Origin of the sequence: Pseudomonas sp., from assembly GCF_049590575.1 — a bacterium.
In the GTDB taxonomy this organism is placed as follows: Bacteria; Pseudomonadota; Gammaproteobacteria; order Pseudomonadales; family Pseudomonadaceae; genus Aquipseudomonas.
Window position 1 is genome coordinate 20,861 of the sequence record NZ_JBAWDE010000387.1, and the last position, 25,687, is coordinate 46,547.

Annotated in this window: 23 protein-coding genes, 1 tRNA gene and 1 pseudogene; 15 read left to right on the top strand and 10 right to left on the bottom strand. The window is 60.8% G+C overall.

The features are described 5' to 3' along the window. Positions 1-80 precede the first annotated feature (80 nt). The 3 genes from WBR57_RS26825 to WBR57_RS26835 are packed head-to-tail and all read left to right on the top strand — an operon-like array spanning position 81 to position 2,935. The gene (locus tag WBR57_RS26825; RefSeq protein ID WP_424088140.1) at positions 81-1,715 is read left to right on the top strand and encodes a vWA domain-containing protein; all 1,635 of its coding nucleotides are present in this window, start codon (positions 81-83) and stop codon (positions 1,713-1,715) included. A 51-nt stretch (positions 1,716-1,766) separates the two neighbouring features. Further along, positions 1,767-2,339, top strand: a complete 573-nt coding sequence (locus WBR57_RS26830; protein ID WP_424088142.1) for an RNA polymerase sigma factor — start codon at positions 1,767-1,769, stop codon at positions 2,337-2,339. Next, entirely contained in the window at positions 2,336-2,935 is a 600-nt protein-coding gene (locus WBR57_RS26835) for a hypothetical protein (RefSeq protein WP_424088144.1), read from the top strand. The genes WBR57_RS26830 and WBR57_RS26835 overlap by 4 nt, the downstream gene beginning before the upstream one ends. A 234-nt stretch (positions 2,936-3,169) precedes the next feature. Here WBR57_RS26835 and WBR57_RS26840 read toward each other — a convergent pair whose 3' ends face one another. The 3 genes from WBR57_RS26840 to WBR57_RS26850 form a co-directional block, all read right to left on the bottom strand. Next, positions 3,170-3,391 carry a hypothetical protein gene (locus WBR57_RS26840; protein ID WP_424088146.1) on the bottom strand — a complete coding sequence of 74 codons (222 nt, stop codon included), beginning with the start codon at positions 3,389-3,391 and terminating at the stop codon, positions 3,170-3,172. 310 nt (positions 3,392-3,701) lie between these two features. Next, positions 3,702-4,262: a hypothetical protein gene (locus tag WBR57_RS26845; RefSeq protein WP_424088148.1), complete on the bottom strand. Its 561-nt coding sequence runs from the start codon at positions 4,260-4,262 to the stop codon at positions 3,702-3,704. A gap of 527 nt (positions 4,263-4,789) precedes the next feature. Continuing rightward, positions 4,790-4,866: transfer RNA gene (locus WBR57_RS26850), tRNA-Arg, on the bottom strand. A gap of 371 nt (positions 4,867-5,237) precedes the next feature. On the opposite strand from WBR57_RS26850, the gene gabD reads away from it, so the two are divergent. From gabD to WBR57_RS26865, 3 genes are all read left to right on the top strand, one after another. Beyond that, entirely contained in the window at positions 5,238-6,680 is a 1,443-nt protein-coding gene (gabD, locus tag WBR57_RS26855; protein ID WP_424088150.1) for an NADP-dependent succinate-semialdehyde dehydrogenase, read from the top strand. A 182-nt stretch (positions 6,681-6,862) separates the two neighbouring features. Next, positions 6,863-8,140 (top strand): 4-aminobutyrate--2-oxoglutarate transaminase, encoded by a 1,278-nt coding sequence (gene gabT, locus WBR57_RS26860; protein WP_106577350.1) that lies wholly within the window; start codon positions 6,863-6,865, stop codon positions 8,138-8,140. 140 nt (positions 8,141-8,280) lie between these two features. Further along, on the top strand, positions 8,281-9,489 hold the full coding sequence (locus WBR57_RS26865; protein WP_424088152.1) for an HDOD domain-containing protein: 1,209 nt from the start codon (positions 8,281-8,283) through the stop codon (positions 9,487-9,489). A gap of 67 nt (positions 9,490-9,556) precedes the next feature. On the opposite strand, the gene WBR57_RS26870 is transcribed toward WBR57_RS26865, so the two are convergent. Then, complete coding sequence (locus tag WBR57_RS26870; protein WP_424088154.1) at positions 9,557-10,558, bottom strand: sensor domain-containing diguanylate cyclase; 1,002 nt, start codon at positions 10,556-10,558, stop codon at positions 9,557-9,559. Between the two features lie 187 nt (positions 10,559-10,745). After that, entirely contained in the window at positions 10,746-11,930 is a 1,185-nt protein-coding gene (desA, locus tag WBR57_RS26875; protein ID WP_424088157.1) for a delta-9 fatty acid desaturase DesA, read from the bottom strand. Between the two features lie 166 nt (positions 11,931-12,096). Here desA and dibA point away from each other — a divergent pair, with 166 nt between their 5' ends. From dibA to WBR57_RS26905, 6 genes are all read left to right on the top strand, one after another. Beyond that, the gene (dibA, locus tag WBR57_RS26880; RefSeq protein WP_424088159.1) at positions 12,097-14,010 is read left to right on the top strand and encodes a phosphodiesterase DibA; all 1,914 of its coding nucleotides are present in this window, start codon (positions 12,097-12,099) and stop codon (positions 14,008-14,010) included. 239 nt (positions 14,011-14,249) lie between these two features. After that, positions 14,250-14,432 (top strand): sulfur starvation response protein OscA, encoded by a 183-nt coding sequence (gene oscA / locus WBR57_RS26885; RefSeq protein WP_003170956.1) that lies wholly within the window; start codon positions 14,250-14,252, stop codon positions 14,430-14,432. Between the two features lie 75 nt (positions 14,433-14,507). Further along, on the top strand, positions 14,508-15,518 hold the full coding sequence (locus WBR57_RS26890) for a sulfate ABC transporter substrate-binding protein (RefSeq protein ID WP_122537822.1): 1,011 nt from the start codon (positions 14,508-14,510) through the stop codon (positions 15,516-15,518). A 76-nt stretch (positions 15,519-15,594) separates the two neighbouring features. Beyond that, complete coding sequence (gene cysT / locus WBR57_RS26895; protein ID WP_424088161.1) at positions 15,595-16,413, top strand: sulfate ABC transporter permease subunit CysT; 819 nt, start codon at positions 15,595-15,597, stop codon at positions 16,411-16,413. Positions 16,414-16,426: 13 nt separating this feature from the next. Next, positions 16,427-17,299 (top strand): sulfate ABC transporter permease subunit CysW, encoded by an 873-nt coding sequence (gene cysW / locus WBR57_RS26900; RefSeq protein WP_424088163.1) that lies wholly within the window; start codon positions 16,427-16,429, stop codon positions 17,297-17,299. Positions 17,300-17,302: 3 nt separating this feature from the next. Further along, positions 17,303-18,283, top strand: coding sequence for a sulfate/molybdate ABC transporter ATP-binding protein (locus WBR57_RS26905; protein ID WP_424088165.1), 981 nt, complete (start codon positions 17,303-17,305; stop codon positions 18,281-18,283). Between the two features lie 37 nt (positions 18,284-18,320). Here WBR57_RS26905 and WBR57_RS26910 read toward each other — a convergent pair whose 3' ends face one another. After that, positions 18,321-18,848 (bottom strand): DUF962 domain-containing protein, encoded by a 528-nt coding sequence (locus tag WBR57_RS26910; RefSeq protein WP_424088167.1) that lies wholly within the window; start codon positions 18,846-18,848, stop codon positions 18,321-18,323. A 149-nt stretch (positions 18,849-18,997) separates the two neighbouring features. On the opposite strand from WBR57_RS26910, the gene WBR57_RS26915 reads away from it, so the two are divergent. Further along, positions 18,998-19,363 (top strand): response regulator, encoded by a 366-nt coding sequence (locus WBR57_RS26915; RefSeq protein WP_424088169.1) that lies wholly within the window; start codon positions 18,998-19,000, stop codon positions 19,361-19,363. Between the two features lie 108 nt (positions 19,364-19,471). On the opposite strand, the gene WBR57_RS26920 is transcribed toward WBR57_RS26915, so the two are convergent. Continuing rightward, positions 19,472-20,476: an AraC family transcriptional regulator gene (locus WBR57_RS26920; protein ID WP_424088171.1), complete on the bottom strand. Its 1,005-nt coding sequence runs from the start codon at positions 20,474-20,476 to the stop codon at positions 19,472-19,474. Between the two features lie 100 nt (positions 20,477-20,576). Between WBR57_RS26920 and WBR57_RS26925 the strand changes: the two genes are divergently transcribed. Further along, positions 20,577-21,671, top strand: a complete 1,095-nt coding sequence (locus WBR57_RS26925) for a fatty acid desaturase (RefSeq protein WP_424088173.1) — start codon at positions 20,577-20,579, stop codon at positions 21,669-21,671. On the opposite strand, the gene WBR57_RS26930 is transcribed toward WBR57_RS26925, so the two are convergent. The 3 genes from WBR57_RS26930 to WBR57_RS26940 form a co-directional block, all read right to left on the bottom strand. Continuing rightward, positions 21,562-22,497: a LysR family transcriptional regulator gene (locus tag WBR57_RS26930; RefSeq protein ID WP_424088174.1), complete on the bottom strand. Its 936-nt coding sequence runs from the start codon at positions 22,495-22,497 to the stop codon at positions 21,562-21,564. The two genes, WBR57_RS26925 and WBR57_RS26930, sit on opposite strands and share 110 nt — an antisense overlap. 97 nt (positions 22,498-22,594) lie before the next feature. Continuing rightward, the gene (locus WBR57_RS26935; RefSeq protein ID WP_424088176.1) at positions 22,595-23,764 is read right to left on the bottom strand and encodes a CynX/NimT family MFS transporter; all 1,170 of its coding nucleotides are present in this window, start codon (positions 23,762-23,764) and stop codon (positions 22,595-22,597) included. Positions 23,765-23,894: 130 nt separating this feature from the next. Beyond that, on the bottom strand, positions 23,895-24,827 hold the full coding sequence (locus WBR57_RS26940) for a hypothetical protein (protein ID WP_424088178.1): 933 nt from the start codon (positions 24,825-24,827) through the stop codon (positions 23,895-23,897). A gap of 400 nt (positions 24,828-25,227) precedes the next feature. Here WBR57_RS26940 and WBR57_RS26945 point away from each other — a divergent pair. Continuing rightward, positions 25,228-25,687, top strand: a pseudogene (locus WBR57_RS26945) (energy transducer TonB); the annotation flags it as partial.

A 25,687-nucleotide genomic window follows, 5' to 3' on the forward strand; every position in this document is an offset into this window, starting at 1 on the left:
GTGTGCCGGGCGTTAACCCGAACGCTCGTATGTTTGCGTCTGACCTTGTGAGCGGATCATTCATACATGAGGTTAAGCTAATGTCCCGTCGTCATTTTCGCCTTGCAGCCCAGGGTTTTGCCGTCACCTTGTGTGTCGCGCTGGCCGGTTGTGGTATGCCTTCTTCCCGTGATGTCGCCAGGCCTGAGCAGGTTGCACCGATTGCTGAAATGAACAGCGAGCCGGTGCAGGGGGCGCTGCTCAAGCGAATGTCCGTTCCGGCCCCGATGACCGCGCGACTGGCCCTGCAGGATTCGACGGCGATGCAATACCGCAGCGAGCCGCGCGAGCAATACCAAAACCTGCCGGACAACCCGGTGCATCGCGTGGCGCAAACGCCCGTCTCCACTTTCAGCGTCGACGTCGACACCGGCAGCTATGCCAATGTCAGGCGTTTTCTCAACCAAGGCAGGCTGCCGCCTGAAGGCGCTGTGCGATTGGAGGAAATGGTCAATTACTTTCCCTATGACTACGCATTGCCCACTGACGGTTCGCCCTTTGGCGTAACCACCGAAGTCGCCGCCACGCCATGGAACCGGCATACGCAACTGCTACGCATCGGTATCAAGGCCTCCGACCGCGCCGTGGCGGAGCTGGCGCCGGCCAACCTGGTATTCCTGGTGGATGTGTCCGGCTCCATGGACCGACGCGAAGGTTTACCGCTGGTAAAAAGCACCCTGAAATTGCTGGTCGATCAGTTGCGCGACCAGGACCGTGTGTCGCTGGTGGTCTACGCTGGCGAATCGCGTGTGGTGCTCAAGCCTACGTCCGGCCGCGAAAAAACCAGGATCCGCAACGCCATTGACCAGCTCACCGCTGGCGGGTCCACGGCCGGTGCGTCCGGCATCCAACTGGCTTACCAGATGGCCCGCGAAGGCTTTATCGAGCAGGGCATCAACCGCATCCTGCTGGCCACTGACGGTGATTTCAATGTGGGTGTCAGCGACTTCGACAGCCTCAAGCAAATGGCGGTCGAGCAGCGCAAAAGCGGTGTGTCCCTGACCACCCTCGGCTTTGGCGTGGATAACTACAACGAACACCTGATGGAACAACTCGCCGACGCCGGCGATGGCAACTACGCCTATATCGACAACCTGCGTGAAGCCCGCAAGGTGCTGGTGGACCAGCTCAGCTCAACCCTGGCGATAGTGGCGCGGGATGTAAAATTGCAGGTGGAATTCAACCCGGCGCAGGTCAGCGAATATCGCCTGCTCGGCTACGAAAACCGTGCCTTGAAGCGTGAGGATTTCAACAACGACAAAGTCGACGCTGGAGAGATTGGCGCAGGGCATACCGTCACCGCGCTGTATGAAATTGTGCCAAAGGGCCAGAAGGGCTGGCTGGAGCCTTTGCGCTACAGCGCTGCGCCTACGGCGCAGAACACCTCCTCTGAACTGGCGCTGCTGCGGCTGCGCTACAAGCCTGCGGCGGGTGGCGACAGCCAACTGATCGAACGGCCTATCGGCACCTCATCGACCCAGGCCAGCGACGACCTGCGCTTCGCGGCGGCCGTGGCGGCTTTCGCCCAACAGCTCAAGGGGGATGGCCGCTACACTGGCAGCATGAGCCTGCAGGACACTGCCGCACTCGCCCGCTCGGCCCGAGGCGACGACCCGTTCGGCCTGCGCAACGAATTCGTGCAACTGGTCGAACTGGCCCAGAGTCTAAAACCCTGACCCGACCACAGTAATCCTGCTTCGGCTGATAAAAAGGAGTTCGCCCATTACATGGCCGTACCAGACGATCCACCCAGCGACGAATCGCTGCTGGCCCGCTACCGCACCGGCGACGCTTCGGCTTTCGAAGCCTTGTACGCGCGGCACCGCCAGGGCCTGTACCGCTTCCTCGTGTCGCTGTGCAACAAGCCCGAACTGGCCGAGGAAATCTACCAGGAGACCTGGCTCAGCCTGATCCGCAGCAACACTCAGCCACAGGGCCGAGCGAGTTTTCGTACGTGGTTGTTCCAGATTGCCCGCAACCGCCTGATCGACCACTGGCGCAAGCACGGCATTCACAACCCGCTGCACGACAGCTATGACGAGCAACTGCACGCCCAGCTCGACGACAGCGCCGGGCCTGAACAGCAACTGAGCCTGAGCCGCGACCAGGCGCGGCTCGACGCCGCGTTGCAAGGCTTGCCCGAAGACCAGCGCGAAGTCTTCCTGCTGCGCCTGCACGGCGATCTCGAAGTGCCGCAAATCGCCGCCCTCACCGGCGCCCCGCTGGAAACCGTGAAAAGCCGCCTGCGTTACGCCCAGCAGAAACTGCGCCGCCTGCTGGCCGAGGAGATCCCCGCATGACCGAATCCCGACACACCCCTGACGACGACCTGATCCAGCATTTTCGTCAACACAGCACCGGCGAACCGCCCGCGTCCCTCGACGCCTTGATCCTCAACGCCGCCCGCCGCGAAGCCCCGACGCCGCAGCCGAGCCTGTTGCAACGCTGGCTGCACGCCTGCCAACAACCGCGCTGGCAAATGGTATTCGCCACCGTCGCCGGCGTGGCGCTCATGATCGGCCTGGTCATACGCTCCCCCGTGCCGCCACCCGAGATATCCACCGCGACCTTCTCCGCACTCCACGAAGAACCCGCGCGCTCCGCGCCGCAAGCCTTCTCCGCCCCCGCGCCGATGGCCCGTATGGCCACCGCTCCCAAGGCCGAAAGTGCACCGGCCCAAGCTGAAATCGCCGACTCGTTGGCGGACGCACCTGCGGCAAAACTGAGCAAGCGAGCGCCGGTGGCGTTGCCTTCGTTGGAGGAGGGGTTGCGGGAGATTTTGAAGCTGCGAGAGTCGGGGCAAACCCGAGCAGCGGATGAAAAGCTGCTGGCGTTGCACAAGCGCTTTCCCCAGGAAGACCTGCCGGCGCGGTTGGAGGCGTTGCAGAAGCGATAATTCGCACCCATAAAAAAGCCCCAGGCTCTTTCGAGCTGGGGCTTTTTCATCTGTGTCTGGTGCCCCGGCGTCGTTTGAACTGGACAGTAAAAGGCCCGTATTTATTGGGTATATTTGGTGGTTATTCGGTTAGGCATACACCTGGGCATACACGGCGCTTCGTTCTGGCCACTTTTTCGAGGTAGGTAAAGGAACACCAGATGGTTGGTGATGTGTTGCCATCCAGCTGAGTAGTTACTTCTTCGTTCGACCTTCTGCAGCAAGTGAGGCAAGCGCAAGGGTGATAAATCCTGCATTTCCATCCAGGGTATCCAGTGCCCCTCGAATGTTCTGTGCCACTTCTGTAGATCCTCTTTGCTCAACCCAGTTTGACAGCTCCTCGATAGCTGCCCCCAGGGCCAGTCGGTTTTCATTCATGCGCTTGAGTAATGACGCAAGCAAAGGGGTGTCTTCCATGATGTTCTCCCGCCGTGTTGTCAGGTAGTCAATCTACCTCGAGCCAGTCGCATTGCATATCAGCTGTCCTCACCACCTGGTGATCGGAAACACGCTGGTCATCTTGATTCCCTAGATGCGAAGTTGCATGGACTTGACCACCCATTTGCATTCGACTTGACCAGTCGTTTGCATCGGATTTGACCAGCATACTGGGTGGCTTTGATCGGCAAAAAACGGCCAAAAGCTGCCGCTACCTGAGATAAACCTCAAGCGTTCTAACGCCCGAAGAGCCCCCGTAACCGCAAAACAAAGCCTGTCAACATGCCTCTCAACGCGTCGCACATTGACCTATCCGAAGAAAATCTTTAAGCGCCGCCTGATAAAGCGTCAATGGCTGATTGTCCGTATTGAATAGTGCAAACGGAATCATCGTGAGATGTGAAAACGACGTGGAGTTTATCGAGTAGGTTTTCTGCCTGCAAAAGCGCTGATCCTTATTCAATATAAAATCGAACTTGAAAAGGTTTGTCCGCGTACACCAACTGGGGATCAAACCCAGACTCAGGCCCGTCAAGTAATCTTGTCCGCAAGCGCCGCCAGATGAGAACTCCGAGATCTTTATTTCTAATGCCGGCAGGGTCGGAGCGGCGAGGCTGGAGTCCGTATCCTGTGCATCGGAAATGACTTTGAGTGTCGCTGCGTATGCGTCCTTGGCGAAGCGACTGTCTTTCCATGGGGAGTTTATTGCGTAACTGAAGCTGGAGATAATTTCTTGTGTTTCGGGTTCAGCGGGTTCGTTGATTGTCGGCTGGGACGAATAGGATGTGCAGCCGGAACAGAGTATCGCAATGCTGACAAACACAAATCCGTTGGCTATTAAGCGACGCATACTCAATTTTCCCTAGCTATCAATTAGCCGACATTCCTGTCACTTAATGCCGTATAGCATCTTATCTACACGCCGGATTGCTGAATCAGCATAACAGGGCAGACTGTAAGCGCGACACATCGGGAGAGAGAAAAGGCCACCGCCGTGCGTTCTTTGCCCCAATCCGATGCGTACGATTGGCCAAGTCGAATGCAAATGAGTGGGCAAGTCGAATGCAAATGAGTGGGCAAGTGCAATGCAAATGGGCGGTCAGATGGAGTGCAATTACCCACCCTAGAGGCCAACAATGTGGGGAAAATAGGGACAGATTTATTTACGTTCAGGCCAACGCCCTATTCAATGCGTCACAACACACGTAACGCAGGATTGCAGGCTAGGAGCAGTGTCAACTGCCGGCCTGAGATCATAAGAGCCCATATGAGATGCAACTATCCGGAAATTCCAGAAAGTTGCGCCACAAGGCTTACAAAAAATCACCCACAAAAAAGCCCCAGGCTCTTTCGAGCTGGGGCTTTTTCATCTGTGTCTGGTGCACCCGGCGGGATTCGAACCCACGACCCCTGCCTTCGGAGGGCAGTACTCTATCCAGCTGAGCTACGGATGCTTGTGCGGGCGACATCATACCCATGTCGCCCTTGGGCGTCCATGCTGGTCTTTGGCCGTTTATAGGTAGGAATTCGCCTCGCAGGGGCCCTGCGGCGGATACCAGCGGTCAATGCGCTGGAACCCGGCAGAAACACGCTGATCAGAAAGATTCGGCAAATGCGCGGTTTTCGTTCTTTTTTTCGAACAGACTATTGCCCTGTACCCCCATTGATCCTAGGATTCGTTTGAGATTTCAAACGCTCTGTCTCCCGTGCGCCATTTCCTTCATCGTGCGTGCTGGGGCTGATTTCCCTGACGGCAGCCCACCAGGCGCCTTTCAACAACTCTAATTCGCTCCGCGTGCGCGCGGTGCTGTTAAGGAAAGCCGACATGCAGCTCAAAGATACCCAGTTGTTCCGCCAGCAAGCCTTTATCGATGGCGCTTGGGTCGATGCGGACAACGGTCAAACCATCAAGGTCAACAACCCGGCCACGGGCGAGATTCTCGGCACCGTGCCGAAGATGGGCGCGGCCGAAACCCGCCGCGCTATCGAAGCCGCCGACAAGGCCCTGCCGGCCTGGCGCGCGCTGACGGCCAAGGAGCGCGCCAATAAGCTGCGCCGTTGGTTCGAATTGCTGATCGAAAACCAGGACGACCTCGGTCGCCTGATGACCCTCGAGCAGGGCAAGCCGCTGGCCGAAGCCAAGGGCGAAATCGTCTACGCCGCCTCCTTCATCGAGTGGTTCGCCGAAGAAGCTAAGCGCATCTACGGTGACGTGATCCCCGGCCACCAGCCTGACAAGCGCCTGATCGTGATCAAGCAGCCGATCGGCGTGACCGCTGCGATCACCCCGTGGAACTTCCCGGCCGCGATGATCACCCGTAAAGCCGGCCCGGCCCTGGCCGCCGGTTGCACCATGGTGATCAAGCCTGCCTCGCAAACCCCATTTTCGGCCCTGGCCCTGGTTGAGCTGGCGCACCGTGCCGGTATCCCGAAAGGCGTGCTGAGCGTGGTCACCGGCAGCGCCGGCGACATCGGCGGTGAGCTGACCAGCAACCCGATCGTGCGTAAATTGTCCTTCACCGGTTCGACCGAAATCGGTCGCCAGCTGATGGCCGAATGCGCCAAGGACATCAAGAAAGTCTCCCTGGAATTGGGCGGCAATGCGCCGTTTATCGTGTTCGACGACGCGGACCTGGATAAGGCCGTCGAAGGCGCGATCATCTCCAAGTACCGCAACAACGGCCAGACTTGCGTCTGCGCCAACCGCCTGTACATCCAGGATTCGGTGTACGACGCGTTCGCCGAAAAACTCAAGGTGGCCGTGGCCAAGCTCAAGATCGGCAACGGTCTGGAAGACGGCACCACCACCGGTCCGCTGATCGACGAAAAAGCCGTGGCCAAGGTTCAGGAGCACATCGCGGATGCCCTGAGCAAAGGCGCCAAGCTGCTGGCCGGTGGCAAGGTGATGGAAGGCAACTTCTTCGAGCCGACCATTCTGGTCGACGTGCCGAAAAACGCCGCCGTGGCGAAGGAAGAAACCTTCGGCCCACTCGCACCGCTGTTCCGCTTCAAAGACGAAGCTGACGTGATTGCGATGGCCAACGATACCGAGTTCGGCCTGGCGTCCTACTTCTATGCCCGCGACCTGGGCCGTGTGTTCCGTGTGGCTGAAGCCCTGGAATACGGCATGGTCGGCGTCAATACCGGGTTGATCTCCAACGAAGTGGCGCCGTTCGGCGGCATCAAGGCTTCGGGCCTGGGCCGTGAAGGCTCCAAGTACGGGATCGAGGATTACCTGGAAATCAAATACCTCTGCCTGGGCATCTAAGCTCGGCGGCAGATCGCAGCAAACGCAAGGGGCACGAGAGCGCTGACCCTTTGCGTGATTCAAACCGTTATTCGTAGTGGCCGGGAAAGCTGTGGCAGTCGATCATCGCATGCTGCCGTAGTTGCCTCCCCGCCACGTATTCCTTGGACCGCGCCACCCGATGAGTGGCGAATGAGGACTTTATGAGCAAGACCAACGCATCCCTGATGAAACGCCGCGAAGCCGCTGTACCGCGCGGTGTTGGCCAGATTCACCCGATCTTCGCCGAATCCGCGAAGAACGCCACCGTGACCGACGTTGAAGGTCGCGAGTTCATCGACTTCGCCGGCGGTATCGCCGTGCTGAACACCGGCCACGTGCACCCGAAAATCATCGCCGCCGTGACCGAGCAGCTGAACAAGCTGACCCACACCTGCTTCCAGGTACTGGCCTACGAGCCGTACGTTGAGCTGTGCGAAAAAATCAACGCCAAGGTGCCAGGTGATTTCGCCAAGAAAACCCTGCTGGTCACCACCGGTTCCGAAGCCGTTGAGAACGCCGTGAAAATCGCGCGTGCCGCGACTGGCCGCGCCGGCGTGATCGCCTTCACCGGCGCTTACCACGGCCGCACCATGATGACCCTGGGCCTGACCGGTAAAGTCGTGCCTTACTCGGCCGGCATGGGCCTGATGCCAGGCGGCGTGTTCCGCGCGCTGTTCCCGAACGAACTGCACGGCGTGAGCGACGACGACGCCATCGCCAGCATCGAACGTATCTTCAAGAACGATGCCGAGCCGCGCGATATCGCTGCGATCATCATCGAGCCGGTGCAGGGCGAAGGCGGTTTCTACGTCGCGCCTAAGTCCTTCATGAAGCGCCTGCGCGAACTGTGCGACAAGCACGGCATCCTGCTGATCGCCGACGAAGTGCAAACCGGCGCCGGCCGTACCGGCACCTTTTTCGCCATGGAACAGATGGGCGTTGCTGCCGACCTGACCACCTTCGCCAAATCCATCGCCGGCGGCTTCCCGCTGGCCGGTGTGTGCGGCAAGGCCGAATACATGGACGCCATCGCGCCAGGCGGCCTGGGCGGCACCTACGCCGGTAGCCCAATCGCCTGCGCCGCGGCCCTGGCCGTGATGGAAGTGTTCGAAGAAGAACACCTGCTGGACCGCTGCAAGGCTGTCGGCGAGCGCCTGGTGACTGGCCTGAAGGCCATCCAAGCCAAGTACCCGGTGATCGGCGAAGTGCGTGCCCTGGGTGCGATGATCGCGGTCGAGCTGTTCGAAGGCGGCGACAGCCACAAGCCGAACGCGGCGGCCGTTGCCTCGGTGGTGGCCAAGGCGCGTGACAAGGGCCTGATCCTGCTGTCCTGCGGCACCTACGGCAACGTGTTGCGCGTACTGGTCCCACTGACCTCGCCGGACGAGCAGTTGGACAAAGGCCTGGCGATCATTGAAGAGTGCTTCTCCGAGTTGTAATCGGAAACTGATCTGATCGACAGAAAAAACCCGCTTCGGCGGGTTTTTTTATGCCCGACGAAACACATTCAGGCCCTGTTCATTGTACGAAGGCACTTGCATTGACTAAGGTTGCAAGCATTGCCGATGGAGCGTGCTGGATGACTGCTGTTGATTTGCCGGCTGTACCCCGAGTGTTGATCGCGGAAGCGGACCCTTGGTCACGGGATCTGCTCAAGCAAGTGTTGTTGAATGTGCGTTGCGACGCGCGGTTGGACGTGTGTGCCGATGGGCAGCAGGCCGCCACGCTGCTGCGTGAAAAGGCCTATGACCTGATCCTGGCGGATTGGGAGCTGCCGGGCATCGATGGCTTGAGCCTGTTGCGCAACGTGCGCCAGAAGCGCCGCTCGCCCGCGCTGCCGTTCATTTTGCTGAGCAGTCGCAATGACACCGCCAGCGTGCGCGAAGCCTTGCCCCTGGCGCCCACCGCGTACCTGACCAAACCCCTGAACATGGAAGGCCTGACCCAGCGCCTGCAAGACCTGCTGCTGAACGAAGGCGAAAGCGTGTATTGCGCGATTCCAGCGCTGGCGCCGGGCATGACGTTGCCGGTGTTTCTGGAGCGCCGTCGAGAGGTCTGCGATGGTGCGCCGTTGCGCGTCGATGTAAGGGCGGCGGTGCAAAGCAGCCTCGGGCCTGAAGGGCTGGACCTCAAGCGCCTCGAAGACCTGGTGCGCATGGACCCGCAAGTCACCGCGGTGCTGATCGCCGCCGCCAACAGTGCCGGCTATCACGGCGCACCGGTGCAAACCCTGCACGAGGCCTTGCACAAGCTGGCCGCCGGGCAAAGCATGAACCTGATCCTCGGCCTGGCGCTCAAGCACAACGTGGTAGTGAGCGACCCGGCGCTGGTGGTGCATGCCGAGCGTCACTGGCAATTGTCCCAGGACACCGCCGACTACGCCCGCCGTCTGGCGTTCATGCTCGAACTGGACCATCAGCGCTGCTACAGCGCCGGCATCCTGCACCGGCTGGGCGACCTGGCGTTGCTGCGCTGCCTGGAAGACTGGCGCCTGGGTGGCGGTGCGCTGGATGAGGAGGCAATCGGCGAATCCCTCTCCACCTTTGGCGCAGCCTATGGCTCGGCCCTGCGCGCGCGCTGGCGTTTGCCGTTGGCGTTGCGCCAATTGATTGCGGCGATCTATTCCCTTGAGGGCGGGGTGTATGCCCGGGATGCGCTGGTGGTGAACCTGGCGGCGCAGATGGCGCGGTTGACCGAGCACGAAGGCCTGGAAGAGCTGGCCGCGAGCAAAACCGCGCGCTTGCTGAAAGTGGGATTGGCCGAGCTTACGCGGGTGCGCAAGTCCTAGAAGATGGAGGCATCCAAATGTAGGAGGGGGCAAGCCCCGGTACAAACCGGGGACATCGTTTACATGTCTAGCCGGCGACCACGCGGTTCTTGCCCAGGCGCTTGGCCTCGTACATGGCGGCATCGGCGCGGGCGAACAGGCTGTCCAGGGTCGAATCCTGCTCGGTGAGGTTAGCCAGGCCCTGGCTGATGGTCACGTTGAACGCCTGGCCTTCGAAGCTGAAACTCAGTTCCTGAATCTCCTTGCCCAGGCGCTCGGCCACCTGCAACGCCATTTCCGGCGCACAACCTGGCAAGACGGCGGCGAACTCTTCGCCGCCAATGCGCCCGAACAGGTCGCCACGGCGCAATACCCCACGACCGCTCTCGGCGATACGCCGCAACACCTGATCGCCCTCCAGGTGGCCGTAGGTGTCGTTGACGTCCTTGAAGTCATCGATGTCCAGCAGCAGGAACGCCAGCGGCGCGCCCTGGGCACAGGCGCTGTCGAACGCATGGTTGGCGCATTCGAAGAAGTGCCGACGGTTGCTGCTCTGGGTCAGCACGTCGGTGGTGGCGAGGCGATGCAACTCCAGTTCCATCTGCTTTTTTTCGGTGATGTCTTCGGCCATGCCGACCACGATCACCGGTTCGCCGGGTTCTACCTGCTGGTTGATATAGCACTTGTCGCTCAGCCAGCGGATCTGCCCGTCAGCGGTGATGATGCGGTACTCGCGGTCCTCCACGGCGCCCTGTTCCAGCACGCGCGCCAGGCTGTGTTCGGCGTAGTCGAGGTCTTCGGGGTGAATGCTGTTGCGCCATTCCCGATGGTCGGCCAGCAACAGGCCGGCAGAGCGGCCGAACACCCGTTCGTAGGCCGGGCTCACGTACAGCACACGGCGCGTTTCCCAGTCGATGGCCCACAGCACCGCATTCACGCTGACCAGCAGTGAACTCAGCAGTTGCTCGCGCTCACTCAGCCGCTCGACTTCGCCCTGGGCGTGCATCAACGCCAGCAGGGTCGCCGCCGCTGCTGGGCGGGGATGCTCAGCAGTGGTCGTATCGGTTGAGTAGGACTTTTCGTGAACCATCGGTACAACTCTCTCTGGGCGGGCCGCAGGATGGAACAGCGGTCACTACAAGGGCCACCATGATGGCGAAGTGTTCATTGAGAGAGGCTAATTGCAGTGAAGTTCCGTCAACAGGCCCGATTGGCGGTGACCGAGAAATGACGCCAAAAAGCTGATAGGTGGGAGGACGAGCCCTCCCACGGGCCTGTCAGACCGCTGCAGGGCGCAGCGAATAGGTCTTCAATTGGTGGGCGAAATCCCGCAGGGATTGGATGCCGCTGGCCTCGGCTTCGTGTACCCATTCCTTGATGGCCGCCAACATATCGTGGCCATTGGAGCTGGTCTTGAGCCAGATCTGTTGCAGCGCCAGGCGCTTTTCATAGATCACTTTAAGCGCGTGGCTATGCTCCAGCATGCTCTGGATGCGCAGGTGGTGGCGATCATCCAGCAAGCTGGTTTCACGCGACAGCAGGCGCTTGGCGCGGTGGAACTGGTGGCGCACCGAGTGATCGACCTTTTCCAGCTCCTGCTTGACCAGTGGACCAATCACCAACTTGCGGTACTGGGCCATGATCTGGAAGCGGTTGTTGAGGATCGCCATGGCGGTGTCCATGTCCAGGTGGCCCTTGCCTTCCACGCGATGGGCAATCGGTGCCACGCGCTGCACCTTGGCCAGGCGCAGGAAGCTGAACACTTTGATCCAGGCCCAACCCAGGTCGAATTCCCACTTCTTGACCGACAGCTTGGCCGAGTTGGGGTAGGTGTGGTGGTTGTTATGCAGCTCTTCGCCGCCGACGATGATGCCCCACGGCACCAGGTTGGTGGCGGCGTCGCGGCATTCGAAGTTGCGGTAGCCCACGGCATGCCCCAGGCCGTTGATCACGCCGGCCGCCCAGAAGGGAATCCACATCATCTGGATCGCCCAGATGGTAATGCCGATGGTGCCGAACAGCAGCAGGTCGATCACGCCCATGATCGCCACGCCCAGCAGCGGGTAAGGCGTGTAGATCTTGCGCTCGATCCAGTCGTCCGGGCAGTTCTTGCCGTAGATGCGCAGGGTCTCGGGGTTTTCGGCTTCGGCGCGGTACAGCTCGGCGCCTGTGCGCAACACGGTGGACAGGCCTTTGATGACCGGGCTGTGCGGGTCGTCGACGGTTTCGCATTTGGCGTGATGTTTGCGGTGGATGGCGGTCCACTCGCGGGTGTTCTGCGCCGTGGTCAGCCACAGCCAGAAGCGGAAGAAGTGTTTCAGGCCGGCATTGAGCTCCAGGGAGCGATGGGCTGAATAGCGGTGCAGATAGACCGTGACCGCAACAATGGTCACGTGGGTCATCAACAGAGTGACTGCCACCAGTTGCCAGGCCGACAAGTCAAGAAAACCGTTGTACCACATAGGCTGTATGGCCCTCAGATAAAGAAAAAAACAGCTCACGCATTATCACTAAGCCTACAGAGAAAACCAGCCGCCCTTTCAGATAGGAGTGACTGGATGTTTCTTATTCTATAATCCGCAGCGTTTGTGGGGCGATTATGTTTTTTGGGTAAGGATTACTGACCATATGCTGTTTTCATACCGAGGTGCCCTGCGTGCGGGGCTGGTATACCTGCTGGTTTCCATCGCGTGGCTCCAGCTCAGCAGCCATTTATTGATCAACTTTCTCGATGAACCGCGGGAGTTGGGGCGCTGGCTGCAAGTGCGCGGGTACGTCTGGGTGGCCCTCAGCGCGCTGGCCATCTACCTGATATGCGCGCGTTTTGCCCGCGCACATCAGTTGCAGCAACCGCTGAAAGAAAACCGCGAGCGCCTGCGCCAGGCCGCTGCAGTGTTCGATTGCACCCGCGAGGGCGTGCTGGTCACCGATGCACAGGGGCTGATCGTGCACGTCAACCGCGCGTTTATGGCGATCACCGGCTACCAGCGCGAAGACGTCATGGGCCAGCAGCCCAGCCTGTTCAAGTCCGGTCGCCATTCGTCGCATTTCTACCAGCAGATGTTTGAAAGCCTGGAGCGCACGGGCGAATGGAGCGGTGAAATCTGGAACCGGCGCAAAAGTGGCGAAATTTACCCGCAGTGGCAAACCATCCGCGTCATCCACGATGATCAGCGCCATGTCAGCCATTATGTCGCGGTTTTCTCCGACATTACCGCCATCAAGGATTCCGAGCACGAGCTCGCGCACCTGGCCCATCACGACCCCCTGACCGGCCTGCCCAACCGCCTGTTGTTCACCGACCGCGCCGAGCAGGCGCTGGCCTCGGCACAAACCCACAAGCGTGGCTGTGCCTTGCTGCTGTTGGACCTGGACCACTTCAAAATCATCAACGACAGCCTTGGGCATAACGTCGGCGATCAATTGCTCAAGCTGGTGGGCGAACGGCTCAAGGCGCTGTTCGGCCGCGGTGTGACCTTGGCGCGCCTGGGCGGTGATGAGTTTGCCGTGTTGGTCGAAAGCTGCCCGCAGATGGTGCAAGCGGCGGCGTTGGCCCAGCGCATGCTTGATGCTATGAAGCAGCCGTTTATCTTCGACGGTCACCAGCTGTTTATCAGCGCGAGTATTGGCATCAGCCTGTTCCCCAATGACGCACTGAGCGCCGAGCAACTGCTGCGCAATGCCGACTCTGCGCTGTTCAAGGCCAAGAGTGTCGGTCGCGAAGCTTATGCCCTGTATACCGAAGAGCTGACCGCCCACGCGCAAAACCGCGTGGAAATCGCCGGCGAACTGCGCCGCGCCCTCGAGCAGCAGGAACTGCGCGTCTACTACCAGCCGGTGCACGATCTGCACGGCGGGCGCCTGATCGGCGTCGAAGCGCTGGTGCGCTGGCAACACCCGGAACGCGGGCTGGTGCCGCCGGGCGAATTCATTCCCATCGCCGAACGCACCGGATTAATTGCCGATATCGACGGTTGGGTGATGGACCAGGCGTGCCGCCAGATGTGCCAGTGGCTGGCTGCTGGCGTGCCGTTGAGTTTCATCGCGATCAATGTGTCGAGCCGCCTGTTTGCCCGGCGTGAACTCTACGAGCAAGTCGCCCAAGTGCTGCACGAGACAGGCCTGGACCCCGCCCTCGTGGAGTTGGAAGTCACCGAAAGCGCAGTGATGGACGACCCGGAAGTGGCCTTGGAACAACTGCATCGCCTGCGTGAACTGGGCTTGAGCCTGGCCATCGACGACTTCGGCACCGGCTACTCTTCGCTGCTGCGGCTCAAGCGTCTGCCGGTGCAGAAGCTCAAGATCGACCAGGGTTTTGTCGCCGGGCTGCCGTGGGACGAAGACGACGCGGCAATTGTGCGCGTGGTGATCGCCCTGGCCAAAAGCATGGGCATGCAGGTGCATGCCGAGGGGATCGAACAGGTGGAGCAGGCAAGGTTCCTGTTGGAGCAACACTGCGACCTGGGCCAAGGGTACTGGTTTGGTCGGCCGATGCCGGCACATGAAATTGATTGGGACCGGGCACCCATGATCCAACCTTGAAACGCCGTCCAACTGTGGGAAAGGGCAAGCCCCCTCCCACCGTTGGAACTTCACAAGGCTTTATTTCTAGCGTGAAGACAAAATCGCCGCGCAACCCCTCGCCCCATCAGAAAATTCTTTCTGGTTATATAAACATTCTTAAATAGTATTTTTAAGAATATCCGTGCTTATCTACTATCGCCCTCACGCCGCAAGCAGTGCCGCCACTGCGAGGCACTATTCATTTCAGGAGCGAGACCATGAGCGCATCTCTACGTAGCGTCGACGGCCAGGACGAAGCAGCCATTTTGCGTGAGATCCAGAGCGCCCTGCGCGATCTGCGGTTTGGCGCGGTGGAAATCACTGTGCACAACGCACAAGTGGTACAGATTGAACGCAAGGAAAAATTCCGTCTGCAGAACCCGGGTAACAAACCGAGCTAAGCAACCACGGCGATTCGCATGCTAGACCCGCAACTATAAGAAAAAGCCAACACCCAAGAATTTCAGGAGCCTTCTATGTCGTCGATTCGCCGTTATGCCCTGGCCGCCCTGGCCAGTGCCGTGTTTGCCGGTTCCGCCGTTGCCAAGGACTACGAGTTGCTCAACGTCTCGTACGATCCTACCCGTGAGCTGTACCAGGACTACAACGCTGAGTTCACTAATTTCTGGAAACAGTCCCACCCAGGCGACAACGTCAAGATCCAGCAATCCCACGGTGGTTCGGGCAAGCAAGGCCGGGCAGTGATCGACGGCCTGCGCGCCGATGTCGTGACCCTGGCCCTGGCCGGTGACATCGATGAAATTGCCAAGCTCGGCAAGACCCTGCCGGAAAACTGGCAAACCCGCCTGCCGGACGCCAGCACTCCCTACACCTCGACCATCGTATTCCTGGTGCGCAAGGGCAACCCTAAAGGCATCAAGGATTGGGGCGACCTGATCAAGAAAGACGTTTCGGTGATCACGCCTAACCCGAAAACCTCCGGCGGTGCACGCTGGAACTTCCTCGCCGCCTGGGCCTATGGACTGAAAGCCGGTGGCAGCGAAGCCAAGGCCCAGGAATACGTGAAAGAACTGTTCAAGCACGTGCCGATCCTCGACACCGGCGCGCGCGGTTCGACCATTACCTTCGTCAACAACGGTCAGGGTGACGTGTTGCTGGCCTGGGAAAACGAAGCGTTCCTGGCCCTGAAAGAAGACGGCGGCGCCGACAAATTCGATATCGTCGTGCCTTCGCTGTCGATCCTTGCCGAGCCGCCCGTGGCCGTGGTCGACAAGAACGCCGAGAAAAAGGGCAACACCGAAATCGCCACTGAATACCTGAAACACCTGTACAGCCCGGCTGGTCAGGAAATCGCGGCGAAAAACTTCTACCGCCCACGCGATGCAAAAGTGGCCGCCAAATACGCCCAGCAGTTCCCGAAACTGGACCTGGTGACTATCGACAAAGACTTCGGCGGCTGGAAAACTGCCCAACCGAAATTCTTCAATGATGGTGGTGTGTTCGACCAGATCTACACGGCGCAGTAAGCCGAGAAACACACACTCACGGAGCCCGCATTCACCTGCGGGTTTTGTGTGTCAGTTCCGCTAACCAAGGACTCTTATGTCGCGTCGTATTTCCCCCGTCATACCCGGCTTCGGGCTGACGCTGGGCTACACCGTGGTGTACCTCAGCCTGATCGTACTCATCCCCCTGGCGGCGATGTTTGTACACGCCGCTCAACTTACCTGGGATCAGTTCTGGAACATCATTTCCGCACCGCGCGTGCTGGCGGCGTTGAAACTCAGCTTCAGCACCGCGCTGTATGCCGCGCTGATCAATGGCGTGATCGGTACGCTGCTGGCCTGGGTGCTGGTGCGCTACACCTTCCCCGGCCGCAAGATCATCGATGCGATGATCGACCTGCCGTTCGCCTTGCCTACCGCCGTAGCCGGTATTGCGCTGACCGCGCTGTACACGCCCACCGGCCTGGTGGGCCAGTTTGCCGCCGACCTGGGCTTCAAGATCGCCTACACCCCGCTGGGCATTACCCTGGCGCTGACTTTCGTCACGCTGCCATTCGTGGTGCGCACGGTGCAGCCGGTACTCGCCGACATCCCCCGGGAAATCGAAGAGGCCGCCGCCTGCCTGGGCGCCAAGCCGTTGCAGGTGTTCCGCTACATTCTCGTGCCCGCCTTGCTGCCTGCCTGGCTGACCGGCTTCGCGCTGGCGTTCGCGCGTGGCGTGGGTGAGTACGGTTCGGTGATTTTCATCGCCGGCAACATGCCGATGAAAACCGAGATCCTGCCGCTGCTGATCATGGTCAAGCTCGACCAGTACGACTACCGCGGCGCCACCTCGATTGGTGTGCTGATGCTGGTGGTTTCCTTTGTGTTGCTGCTGCTGATCAACTTGCTGCAGCGGCGCATCGAACGTCCATAAGGAGGCGCGGAACATGTCCCAATCGTCTATTTCCGCCGCGTCCTCGGCCAACGCAGCCCGGCGTGGCAGCGCGGTGTCGCGACGCATCCTGATCAGCCTTGGCTGGCTGGTGTTTTTCCTGTTCCTGCTGCTGCCGCTGTTTATCGTGGTGTCCCAGGGCCTGAAAAACGGCCTTGGCGCGTTTTTCGCCGCGATCCTCGAACCCGACGCGCTGTCGGCGTTGAAACTCACGGTGATCGCCGTGGTGATTTCGGTGCCGCTCAACGTGGTGTTCGGCGTCAGCGCGGCCTGGTGCGTGAGCAAATACTCGTTCCGTGGCAAGAGCATCCTGGTCACGCTGATCGACCTGCCGTTCTCGGTCTCGCCGGTGATCGCCGGTCTGGTCTATGTGCTGATGTTCGGCGCCCAGGGCTTCTTCGGGCCGTGGCTGCAGGACCATGACATCCAGATCGTGTTCGCCTTGCCCGGTATCGTGCTCGCGACCATCTTCGTCACCGTGCCCTTCGTGGCGCGCGAACTGATCCCGCTGATGCAGGAACAGGGGACCCAGGAAGAAGAGGCCGCGCGCCTGCTCGGCGCGAATGGCTGGCAGATGTTCTGGCACGTGACCGTGCCGAATATCAAATGGGGCCTGATCTACGGCGTGGTGCTGTGCACCGCACGGGCCATGGGTGAGTTCGGCGCGGTGTCGGTGGTGTCCGGCCACATTCGCGGCGTGACCAACACCTTGCCGCTGCACGTCGAGATTCTCTACAACGAATACAACCACGTTGCCGCGTTTGCCGTCGCGAGCCTGTTGCTGATCCTGGCGCTCTTCATCCTGCTGCTCAAGCAGTGGAGCGAGAACCGTATCAACCGCCTGCGCAAAAGCGCCGGTGAGGAATAAGTCATGTCGATTGAAGTCCGTAATGTCAGCAAGAATTTCAACGCCTTCAAGGCCCTGAACAGCATCAATCTTGACATCCAGAGTGGCGAGCTGGTGGCGTTGCTGGGCCCGTCCGGCTGCGGCAAGACCACCTTGCTGCGCATTATCGCCGGCCTGGAAACCCCGGATGACGGCAGCATCGTGTTCCACGGTGAAGACGTTTCCGGCCACGACGTGCGTGATCGCAACGTCGGTTTTGTGTTCCAGCACTACGCGCTGTTCCGCCATATGACGGTGTTCGACAACGTCGCCTTCGGCCTGCGCATGAAGCCGAAAAACCAGCGGCCAAACGAAAGCCAGATCGCGGTCAAGGTGCATGAGCTGCTGAACATGGTGCAACTGGATTGGCTGTCGGATCGCTACCCGGAGCAGCTCTCCGGTGGCCAGCGCCAGCGTATCGCCCTGGCCCGCGCCCTGGCGGTAGAACCCAAAGTGCTGCTGCTCGACGAACCCTTCGGCGCCCTTGACGCCAAGGTGCGTAAAGAGCTGCGCCGCTGGCTGGCGCGCCTGCACGAAGACATCAACCTGACCTCGGTGTTCGTGACCCACGACCAGGAAGAGGCCATGGAAGTCGCCGACCGTATCGTGGTGATGAACAAGGGCGTGATCGAGCAGATCGGCTCACCGGGTGAAGTCTACGAGAACCCGGCCAGCGACTTTGTGTACCACTTCCTCGGCGACTCCAATCGCCTGCACTTGGGTGAGGACCAGCACGTGCTGTTCCGCCCCCATGAAGTGTCGCTGTCGCGGCATGAACTGGAAGACCACCACGCGGCGCAAGTGCGCGATATTCGCCCGCTGGGCGCGACCACTCGGGTGACGTTGAAGGTCGAAGGCCAGGCTGACCTGATCGAAGCCGAAGTGGTGAAAGACCACGACAGCCTGACCGGCCTGGCCCGTGGCGAAACCCTGTTCTTCAAGCCCAAGGTCTGGCAAAAAGCCTAAGTACACCGCAAGACAATGTGGGAGCCAGCTCCCACATTCAGACCTTGCTCAACTTCAGATCGCGGCGCACTACCGGGCCAGACCGTGCCTCAATCTGCTGCTTGAGGTCACCTCGCAACCCCAGCAAAAACGCCAACTCCGCTACCACGAACAACGGCCCGACGATCAGCCCCGACACGTCATCTACAAATGCCGGCTTCTTGCCTTCGTAATAGTGGCCGACAAACTGAATCACCCAGCCCACCACAAACATACCGAGGCCGCTGCCGAGCCACACCAGCGTGCTTTGCGCCGACAGCACGTGCCCGAGCCATACCGACAAGCCCATCAGCAGCGTCATCAGCCCACCCAGCGCCAACTCCAGGCGCAGGTAAAACCACGCCGAAAACAGCGCGACCACCACCGCCGGCGAAAGCCAGAGCCCGCCCACCGGCCATTCGGGGCGAGACAGCAGCACGGCCACCGCAACGACGATCAAGGGGATGCCGATAAAGTGGCTGGCGATATTGCGCGGGTCGCGGTGGTAGGCGGCGTATTGGCTGAGGTGGTCGACGAGGCTTTTCATTGTTGTTCCTCCTGTGGTGGGTCGAAGTTTCAGAATAGCGCGTCATGCAAGCCCCGACCGAGCGCCGTTTATGCCAAATATCGGTTTTATAAGTGAGCAAACCGGCGCCAACCCGCTTAGCCTGTGCATACGATCAATCGAGGTGTGTTATGCGCGTGCTGTTAGTGGAACATGAAGCCGAAGGTGCCCAGCGGATGGCCCAGGGTCTGAACGAGGCCGGCTACACCGTGGAAGTCGCGGCCAACGGCATGGCCGCGCAGCATTTTGTCGAAAGCAGCGACTACGAACTGGTCATCCTGGATGTGATGCTGCCCGGCCTGAACGCCTGGAAGTTGCAGCAGGCGGTTCGGTTGAAGGGGGGGACGCCGCTGCTGTTTTTGACTACGCCGGGCGGGATTGAAGACCGGCTGCGCGGGCTGGAACTGCATGAGGATGACTATTTGCTCAAGCCGTTTGAGGCCAAGGCACTGGTGGCGCGGGTGAGGAAGTTATTGCGGCGGGATCGGGGGCGCTGACTGATCTGGAGTCTGTGGTGCCTGGCCTGTCGCTATCGGGGCAAGCCCCCTTCCACACTTGGAATGTATTCCCTTGTGGGAGGGGGCTTGCCCCCGGTGCGACCCTGCCTATCGCAACCCATCGCGAAACTGCCCCGGCGTCATCCCCGTCCAGCGCTTGAACGCGCGGTTGAAACTGCTGGTATCGGCAAACCCCAACAGATGACTGATCTGCGCCAATGAGCACTGCGGATCGCGCAGGTGCAACAACGCCAGGTTCTCCCGGCACTCATTGAGCAACGCATCAAACCGACAGCCCTCATCCGCCAGGTGCCGCTGCAAGCTGCGCAAGCTCAGGTGCAGGGCCTGGGCGATCCGTTCGGCGCTCGGCTCACCTTCGGGCAATTGCGCCTCGATGGCGGCGCGCACCTTGCGTTCCCAGGTCAGCGGTTGCAGCTGGGCGAGGGTGCGTTTGAGCACGGTTTCATTATGCTCGGCCAGCTCCGGGTTGGCGTCGTCCAGGTGGCTGTCGAAGTCCTGGGCGGCAAACTCCAGGCGATCTTCCTCGGCACCAAAAAACACCGGCGCGCGAAACACCGTGTGCCACGGCTTGGGGTCGTCCGGCTGTGGCCTGCGCAGGTACACCGCCAGCGGCGCGTAGTCGCGGCCCAAGCGGTTGCGGCAGGTGCGCACATAGATCGCGGCGAAGGCATCGATGGCCTCCAGCGCCGGCGCCGGGCTGCCGGGTGGTTGCAGCAGGCGAAAGCAGTAGCGCTCGCCTTCTCGGCCCAGCTCCAGGGCCAGGGCGTCGCTGACCACTTGGTGATAACGCACGATGCGTTCGAACACCTCGCGCAGGCTGCCGCTGGCCACCAACGCGTAACCCAACGCATGAAAGGTGGTGGGGCTGACAAACCGCGACACCCGCAAGCCAATCGCCGGGTCGCCGCTGGCCTGCACCGCCAGTTCCCACAGGCGCGTGGTCGCCGACAGCGGGTAGCGCGCATTCGGGTCGTCCATCTGCTGCGGGTCGAGCCCGGCCTGCGCGCACAGCGCGGCGCTGTCGAGACCCAGGGCATCGAGCTGTTTGCGCAGGGCGCGGGTCCAGCTGGCGAGCGAAGTGGGTTCGGTCATGACGATTGGCGCTTGCAGTCAACAGGTTGGCGTGTGGGGCTAGCGTCCTGCGCAACGGCCTGGTGCAGGATGTCAGCATCGATAACCAGAGGATGGAAGCATGCACGGTACTTCTGCAAGTCCCCAACAGATGAACGCGCAACAACGCTCGGCGCATATCCGTGAGGTGGTGCTGGCCGAAGGCCTCCGGTTGCGCCGGCAGCACCCCTGGCTGCTGCACCAGGACGCGCTGGGCGCGGGCATCCTGGCCTTTGCCCTGCTCGGCATGCTCGGCTCGGCGGCGTTGTATATCACTGGCCATATGGCCTGGTGGGCGTGCCTGCTGCTCAATGCGTTTTTCGCCTCGCTGACCCACGAGCTGGAACACGACCTGATCCACAGCATGTACTTTCGCAAGCAGCGCCTGCCCCACAACCTGATGATGGGCCTGGTGTGGCTGGCGCGCCCGAGTACGATCAACCCGTGGATTCGCCGCCATCTGCACCTCAACCATCACAAGGTGTCGGGCACCGAGACCGATATGGAAGAGCGCGCCATCACCAACGGCGAGCCGTGGGGTTTCGCGCGGTTATTGATGGTCGGCGACAACGTGATGTCGGCGTTTATTCGCATGCTGCGCGCCAAGACATGGGGTCACAAACTGAAGATTCTCAAGCGCTCGCTGCTGGTGTACGCACCGCTGGCGCTGCTGCATTGGGGCGCCTGGTACCTCTTCCTCGGCTTCCATGCGGCCAACGGCATCGCCAGCCTGATGGGCGCGCCGATTGACTGGTCCGCCGGCACCTTGCAGATGATGCACGTGATCGACATCGCCGCCGTGGTGATCATCGGCCCCAACGTGCTGCGCACCTTTTGTCTGCACTTTGTCAGCTCCAACATGCACTACTACGGCGACGTGGAACTGGGCAATGTGATCCAGCAAACCCAGGTGTTGAACCCATGGTGGATGTGGCCGTTGCAGGCGTTCTGCTTCAACTTCGGCAGCACCCATGGCATCCATCACTTTGTGGTGAAGGAACCGTTCTACATCCGCCAGATGACGGCCAACGTGGCGCACAAGGTCATGGCCGAGATGGGCGTACGCTTCAATGATTTCGGGACATTTGCGCGGGCCAATCGGCTTGGCTTTCCAGCGCCGACAGCGTCTCGATCAGTGCCTTCGCCGCAGGCGACAAGCGCACCCCAGCGCGGCTGATCACGCCGCAGCGGTTGTTCAGGCTCTCCAGGGCGTGAGGCAGGTTGCGCCAGTGCAATACCTGCAACTCGCCACGGGCGAAGGCATCGACGAAGGCTTCTTCGGCGCCCAGGCCGATCGCATCCGACTGGCGCACGATGGTCGCCAGCGCAGCGAACTGTTCCAGCTCGATAGCGGGCGCAAAATCGATGCGCCCACTGAGGTTGGCCAGCAATTTGCGAATGCCGGGCGCGATCAGTGGCGTGGCCAGCGGGTAGCCGAACAGGTCGTTGGTGGACAGGCTGTCCTTGGCCAGCAGCGGGTGCCCGTCGCGGCAGAAAAACACACTGCGGCGCGGCGTCAGGGCCTGGGTCTGGAAGTTCGGGTCGGCTTCGAAGTGGCGCACATCGGCGATAAAAAATTCGATTTCTTCGCGGCTCAGGCTGCGCCCGAGCTTTTCCCAGTTATCCACCTGCAACGCGGTGCGCACCTTGGGGTAGGCCGTGATGAACCGCGCCATGGTCTGGGGCACCAGGTTTACCGCCGCCACCGCGTCGCTGCCAAAGCGCACCTCGCCGGCGTCGAGCTTGGTCATGCGCGTGACTTCGTGGCTGAGCAGCGCCGCGCCTTGCACCAGGCTTAAGGCGTGTTGCAGCACCACCTGGCCTTCGGGAGTCGGGCGCAGGTCTTTGTTGGCGCGGTCCACCAGCACACAGCCGAATTCCTGCTCCAGGCCCTGGATGCTGCGACTGAACGCCGGCTGGGTGATGCCCATGGCGTCAGCAGCGCGCACGAAACTGCGGTGCTCGTTCAGCGCAATGAAGTAGCGCAGTTGGCGAAGGTCCATGGGGTGCCCGGCATCCTGTAGGGGAACCGGGATTTTAAGGGGGCTGCTTATTCCGTCAATGAAGCTTTGTTGTTTTATCTAGACCTTAAACGCATATCTATAGAGCGGGCACGGGGCGGTAGGTCGCTGGGCTGAACACGCGGGTCACCACCAGCATCGCCACCACCGTCACCGTCAGCACCACCCAGGCACTGACAAAATTGCCGGTCAGCTCACGCAGCCAGCCGGTCAGCCATGGCGACAGAGCGTTGATCAAAAAGCCCACGCCTTGCACGAAGGCCGCCAGTTGCCCGGCCTGGCGCGGGTCGCGATGGTGGTCGAGGGTCAGCAGCAGGCTCAGGGCGAAACACGCGCCCAGGCCGAAGCCGCACAGGGCCACCCACACATGCGGGTATTCCAGCGGCGCGAAGATCAGGCCAAGGTAACCCACGGTCTGCGCCAGCAGGCTGATACCGAGCAGGGGCCGGCGGTCGATGCCGCGTTGCGCCAGCACTGGCATCAACAGCGCGGCGATCACCTGGAAGATGGTCATGAACGCCAGCAACGAACCGCTGGCCAGCACGCCCCAGCCCAGTTGCTGGTAGTAGGCCGGCAGCCACGCCACCATGCTCATATAGCCGCAGTTCACCAGGCCGAAATACAGCGCTAGCAGCCAGGCGCGGCGATTACGCAGGCCTTGGAACGCCGGCGCCACTTGAGGGTTTCTGGCGGCGCCCAGCGGCAGCCAGGCCCACAGCAGCAATGCGCCCAGTGCCGGCAACAGCCATACGCCGAGCCCGGCCTGCCATTGCTGGAAGTGCGTAGCCACCACCGGGCTGAGCAGCGCCGCCAGCCCGCCACCGGCCATCAGCGAGGCCGAATACACGCCCATCGCCACCGGCACGCGGTGGTGAAACTCGCGCTTGATCATCGCCGGCACCAACGCCTGGATCAGCGCCACCCCGGCGCCGCCGAGCAGGGCCGTGACCAGCAGCGCCGACGCCTGGCCCATCAGCCAACGCGCCAGGCAGGCCAGCAGAATCATCATCAGGCCCAGAGCGATGCCACGCCGCTCGCCGAGGCGTGCTTCCACACGCACGCCGACCAAGGCCACCAGGCCCATGCATACCACCGGCAAGCTGGTGAGCAGGGCGCTGCTCTGGAAACTCAGGCCGGTGGCCTGGCGGATTTCGCCGAGCAGCGGGCTGATGGAACTGAGGATCGGCCGCAGGTTCAAGCCCAGCACCACCAGCAGGCCCCAGCCGGCGAGGGATTTATTCAGCGTCATACAGGGTTTTCAGTCGGTAGTGCAGCGCGGTCATGGTGGCCTTCCTGGGCTCAATCGAGCGCGAAGTATGGCCAACTGACGAGCTATTCTGAAATAAAATCTTACCCTGATAACCCGCAACACACGGTGCTTAGCGCAACTTCAGGGCGCTTGCCCGCGAGTCCGGCCTGTAGCCCCGGTTGCCGTAATTGTCTGTAGCGCCATTGAGCACTGCTACGACGTGGTCGTTGCTGGCCATGATCCCAGCGGCGCCGTTGATCAAATCCCATGCATCGGTTTCCTGCACATAGTTATTCAAGCCCAGTCGGCCAAGGCCTTCTCCGGTGTATTCCCAGGTATTCAGGCTGTCCACGGCCGCCGTGAAACCGCGGTGCGCATAGCCATCGTTGTTCTCGAACTGCGCTCGCTTGGCACTCACGGCATAAAGGAAGTTGGCATCATCGAGTATCTGCTTGTTGTTGCCTCTGAACCCCGATTGACGGGTGGCGTAGGCAAGTTCTGCATTGGTCACGTGGTAGGTTTTGTAGGGGTTGTCTCTCATTTTTACGTTATACCCGTCTGGCGTTTTTTCTACCGACGAGTAAATCTCTTTGGGGCCGCCGAACCTCTGCATGGCGGCCTTTATTCCGGCAATGGTGACGCAATTCATCGTGCCTCCCTTTTGCCAGAATCCATCCAGAAGCTGTGCGGTGGAATAGGGCCCATGGGCTACGGGCTCATAGCCGTTTTCTTGCGTTTGGGTTTTTTCACCCGTTTTTCGGTTCGTGTCCGATTGGGCGACAAACGCTTGCGCGTGTGGCTCCGGCTTTCTCTGATCCCGGGCGTTGGAAGTCTTCATGATCATGGCCTTGAGCGAAGCGAGCGCACTTGTCAAGCCCTGCAGGGCCTGAGTAATGAGCGCAAACCCGCCGTCCTGGGCCGTTCCCGCACTTTCGGCAAAATTTTGCGCGCGAGGTTTATTGGAATGAGGCGGTGTGAGGGGGGCGAAACGCTGTGCCTCGGCCGGGTAATCGAGCGACTGATAACTTGACGGCATCTGTGAGGAATTAGAGTTGATATTCATGGGCTCTCCAAGGCTGAGCGTCTCCCATTTATCAGGAATCGTCAGGAGTGTTATCGAATATGTGCCGGCGTGTAACCAGCTCGGCGCGTTGGACCCTTGGTGGTGAGCGAGCGAGTTGGGTTCCAAACGGGCGTGCGAAGAATCCACATCCGCTGACAAATCCCATGCCTTTTATGAATATTTCTTATGCCTTGAAAGCATCGAAAAAACGCTGTTCGTCGCCAGCCCGCACAGAACAAGGCTTTGGCGTTTGTGGATGTTTCGTTTATTCATTTCGGATCTATCCATAACTTTAAAGATTACTTTAAGAGATAAGCGTCTGGCCCCGATGATTCAGCCCTCGACGGCCTCCCAGGCAGGCCTGTCGGTTTTTTGTTTCAAAACCGTAGGGAGTGAATCAATGGGCAATGTCCAGACCGCCGCCAGTGCACACGAGGCGCAATGGCGCCAGGCACCGAGTGGTGAGTTGGTCGACCTTGGCCGGCCGCACCGCGCGCCGTTGGGGCAGTTGCGGACGCAGAAAACCCCGAAGCGCTTCTCCAGCCGGCGCGAAGGGATTCTGCTCGGGTTGCTGGTGTTGGCCCTGCACGGTGCGGTGATTTATTGGGTCAGCCAGAAGCCCACCCTGGTGCTGCCGATTGTGCCGCCGGAAATCCCGCCGATGACCATCGAATTTTCCCAGCCGGCACCGCCCGTGGTCGAACCGCCGCCGCCTGTGCCGCCACCGCCGCCACCTCCTGTGGTCGAGCCGCCGCCCCCGGTGGTGGATGAGTTGGCCGCCAAACCGGCGCCGCCCAAACCGATTCCGAAACCCAAACCGAAGCCGGTGCCAAAGCCTGAGCCCAAGCCCGCACCGAAGC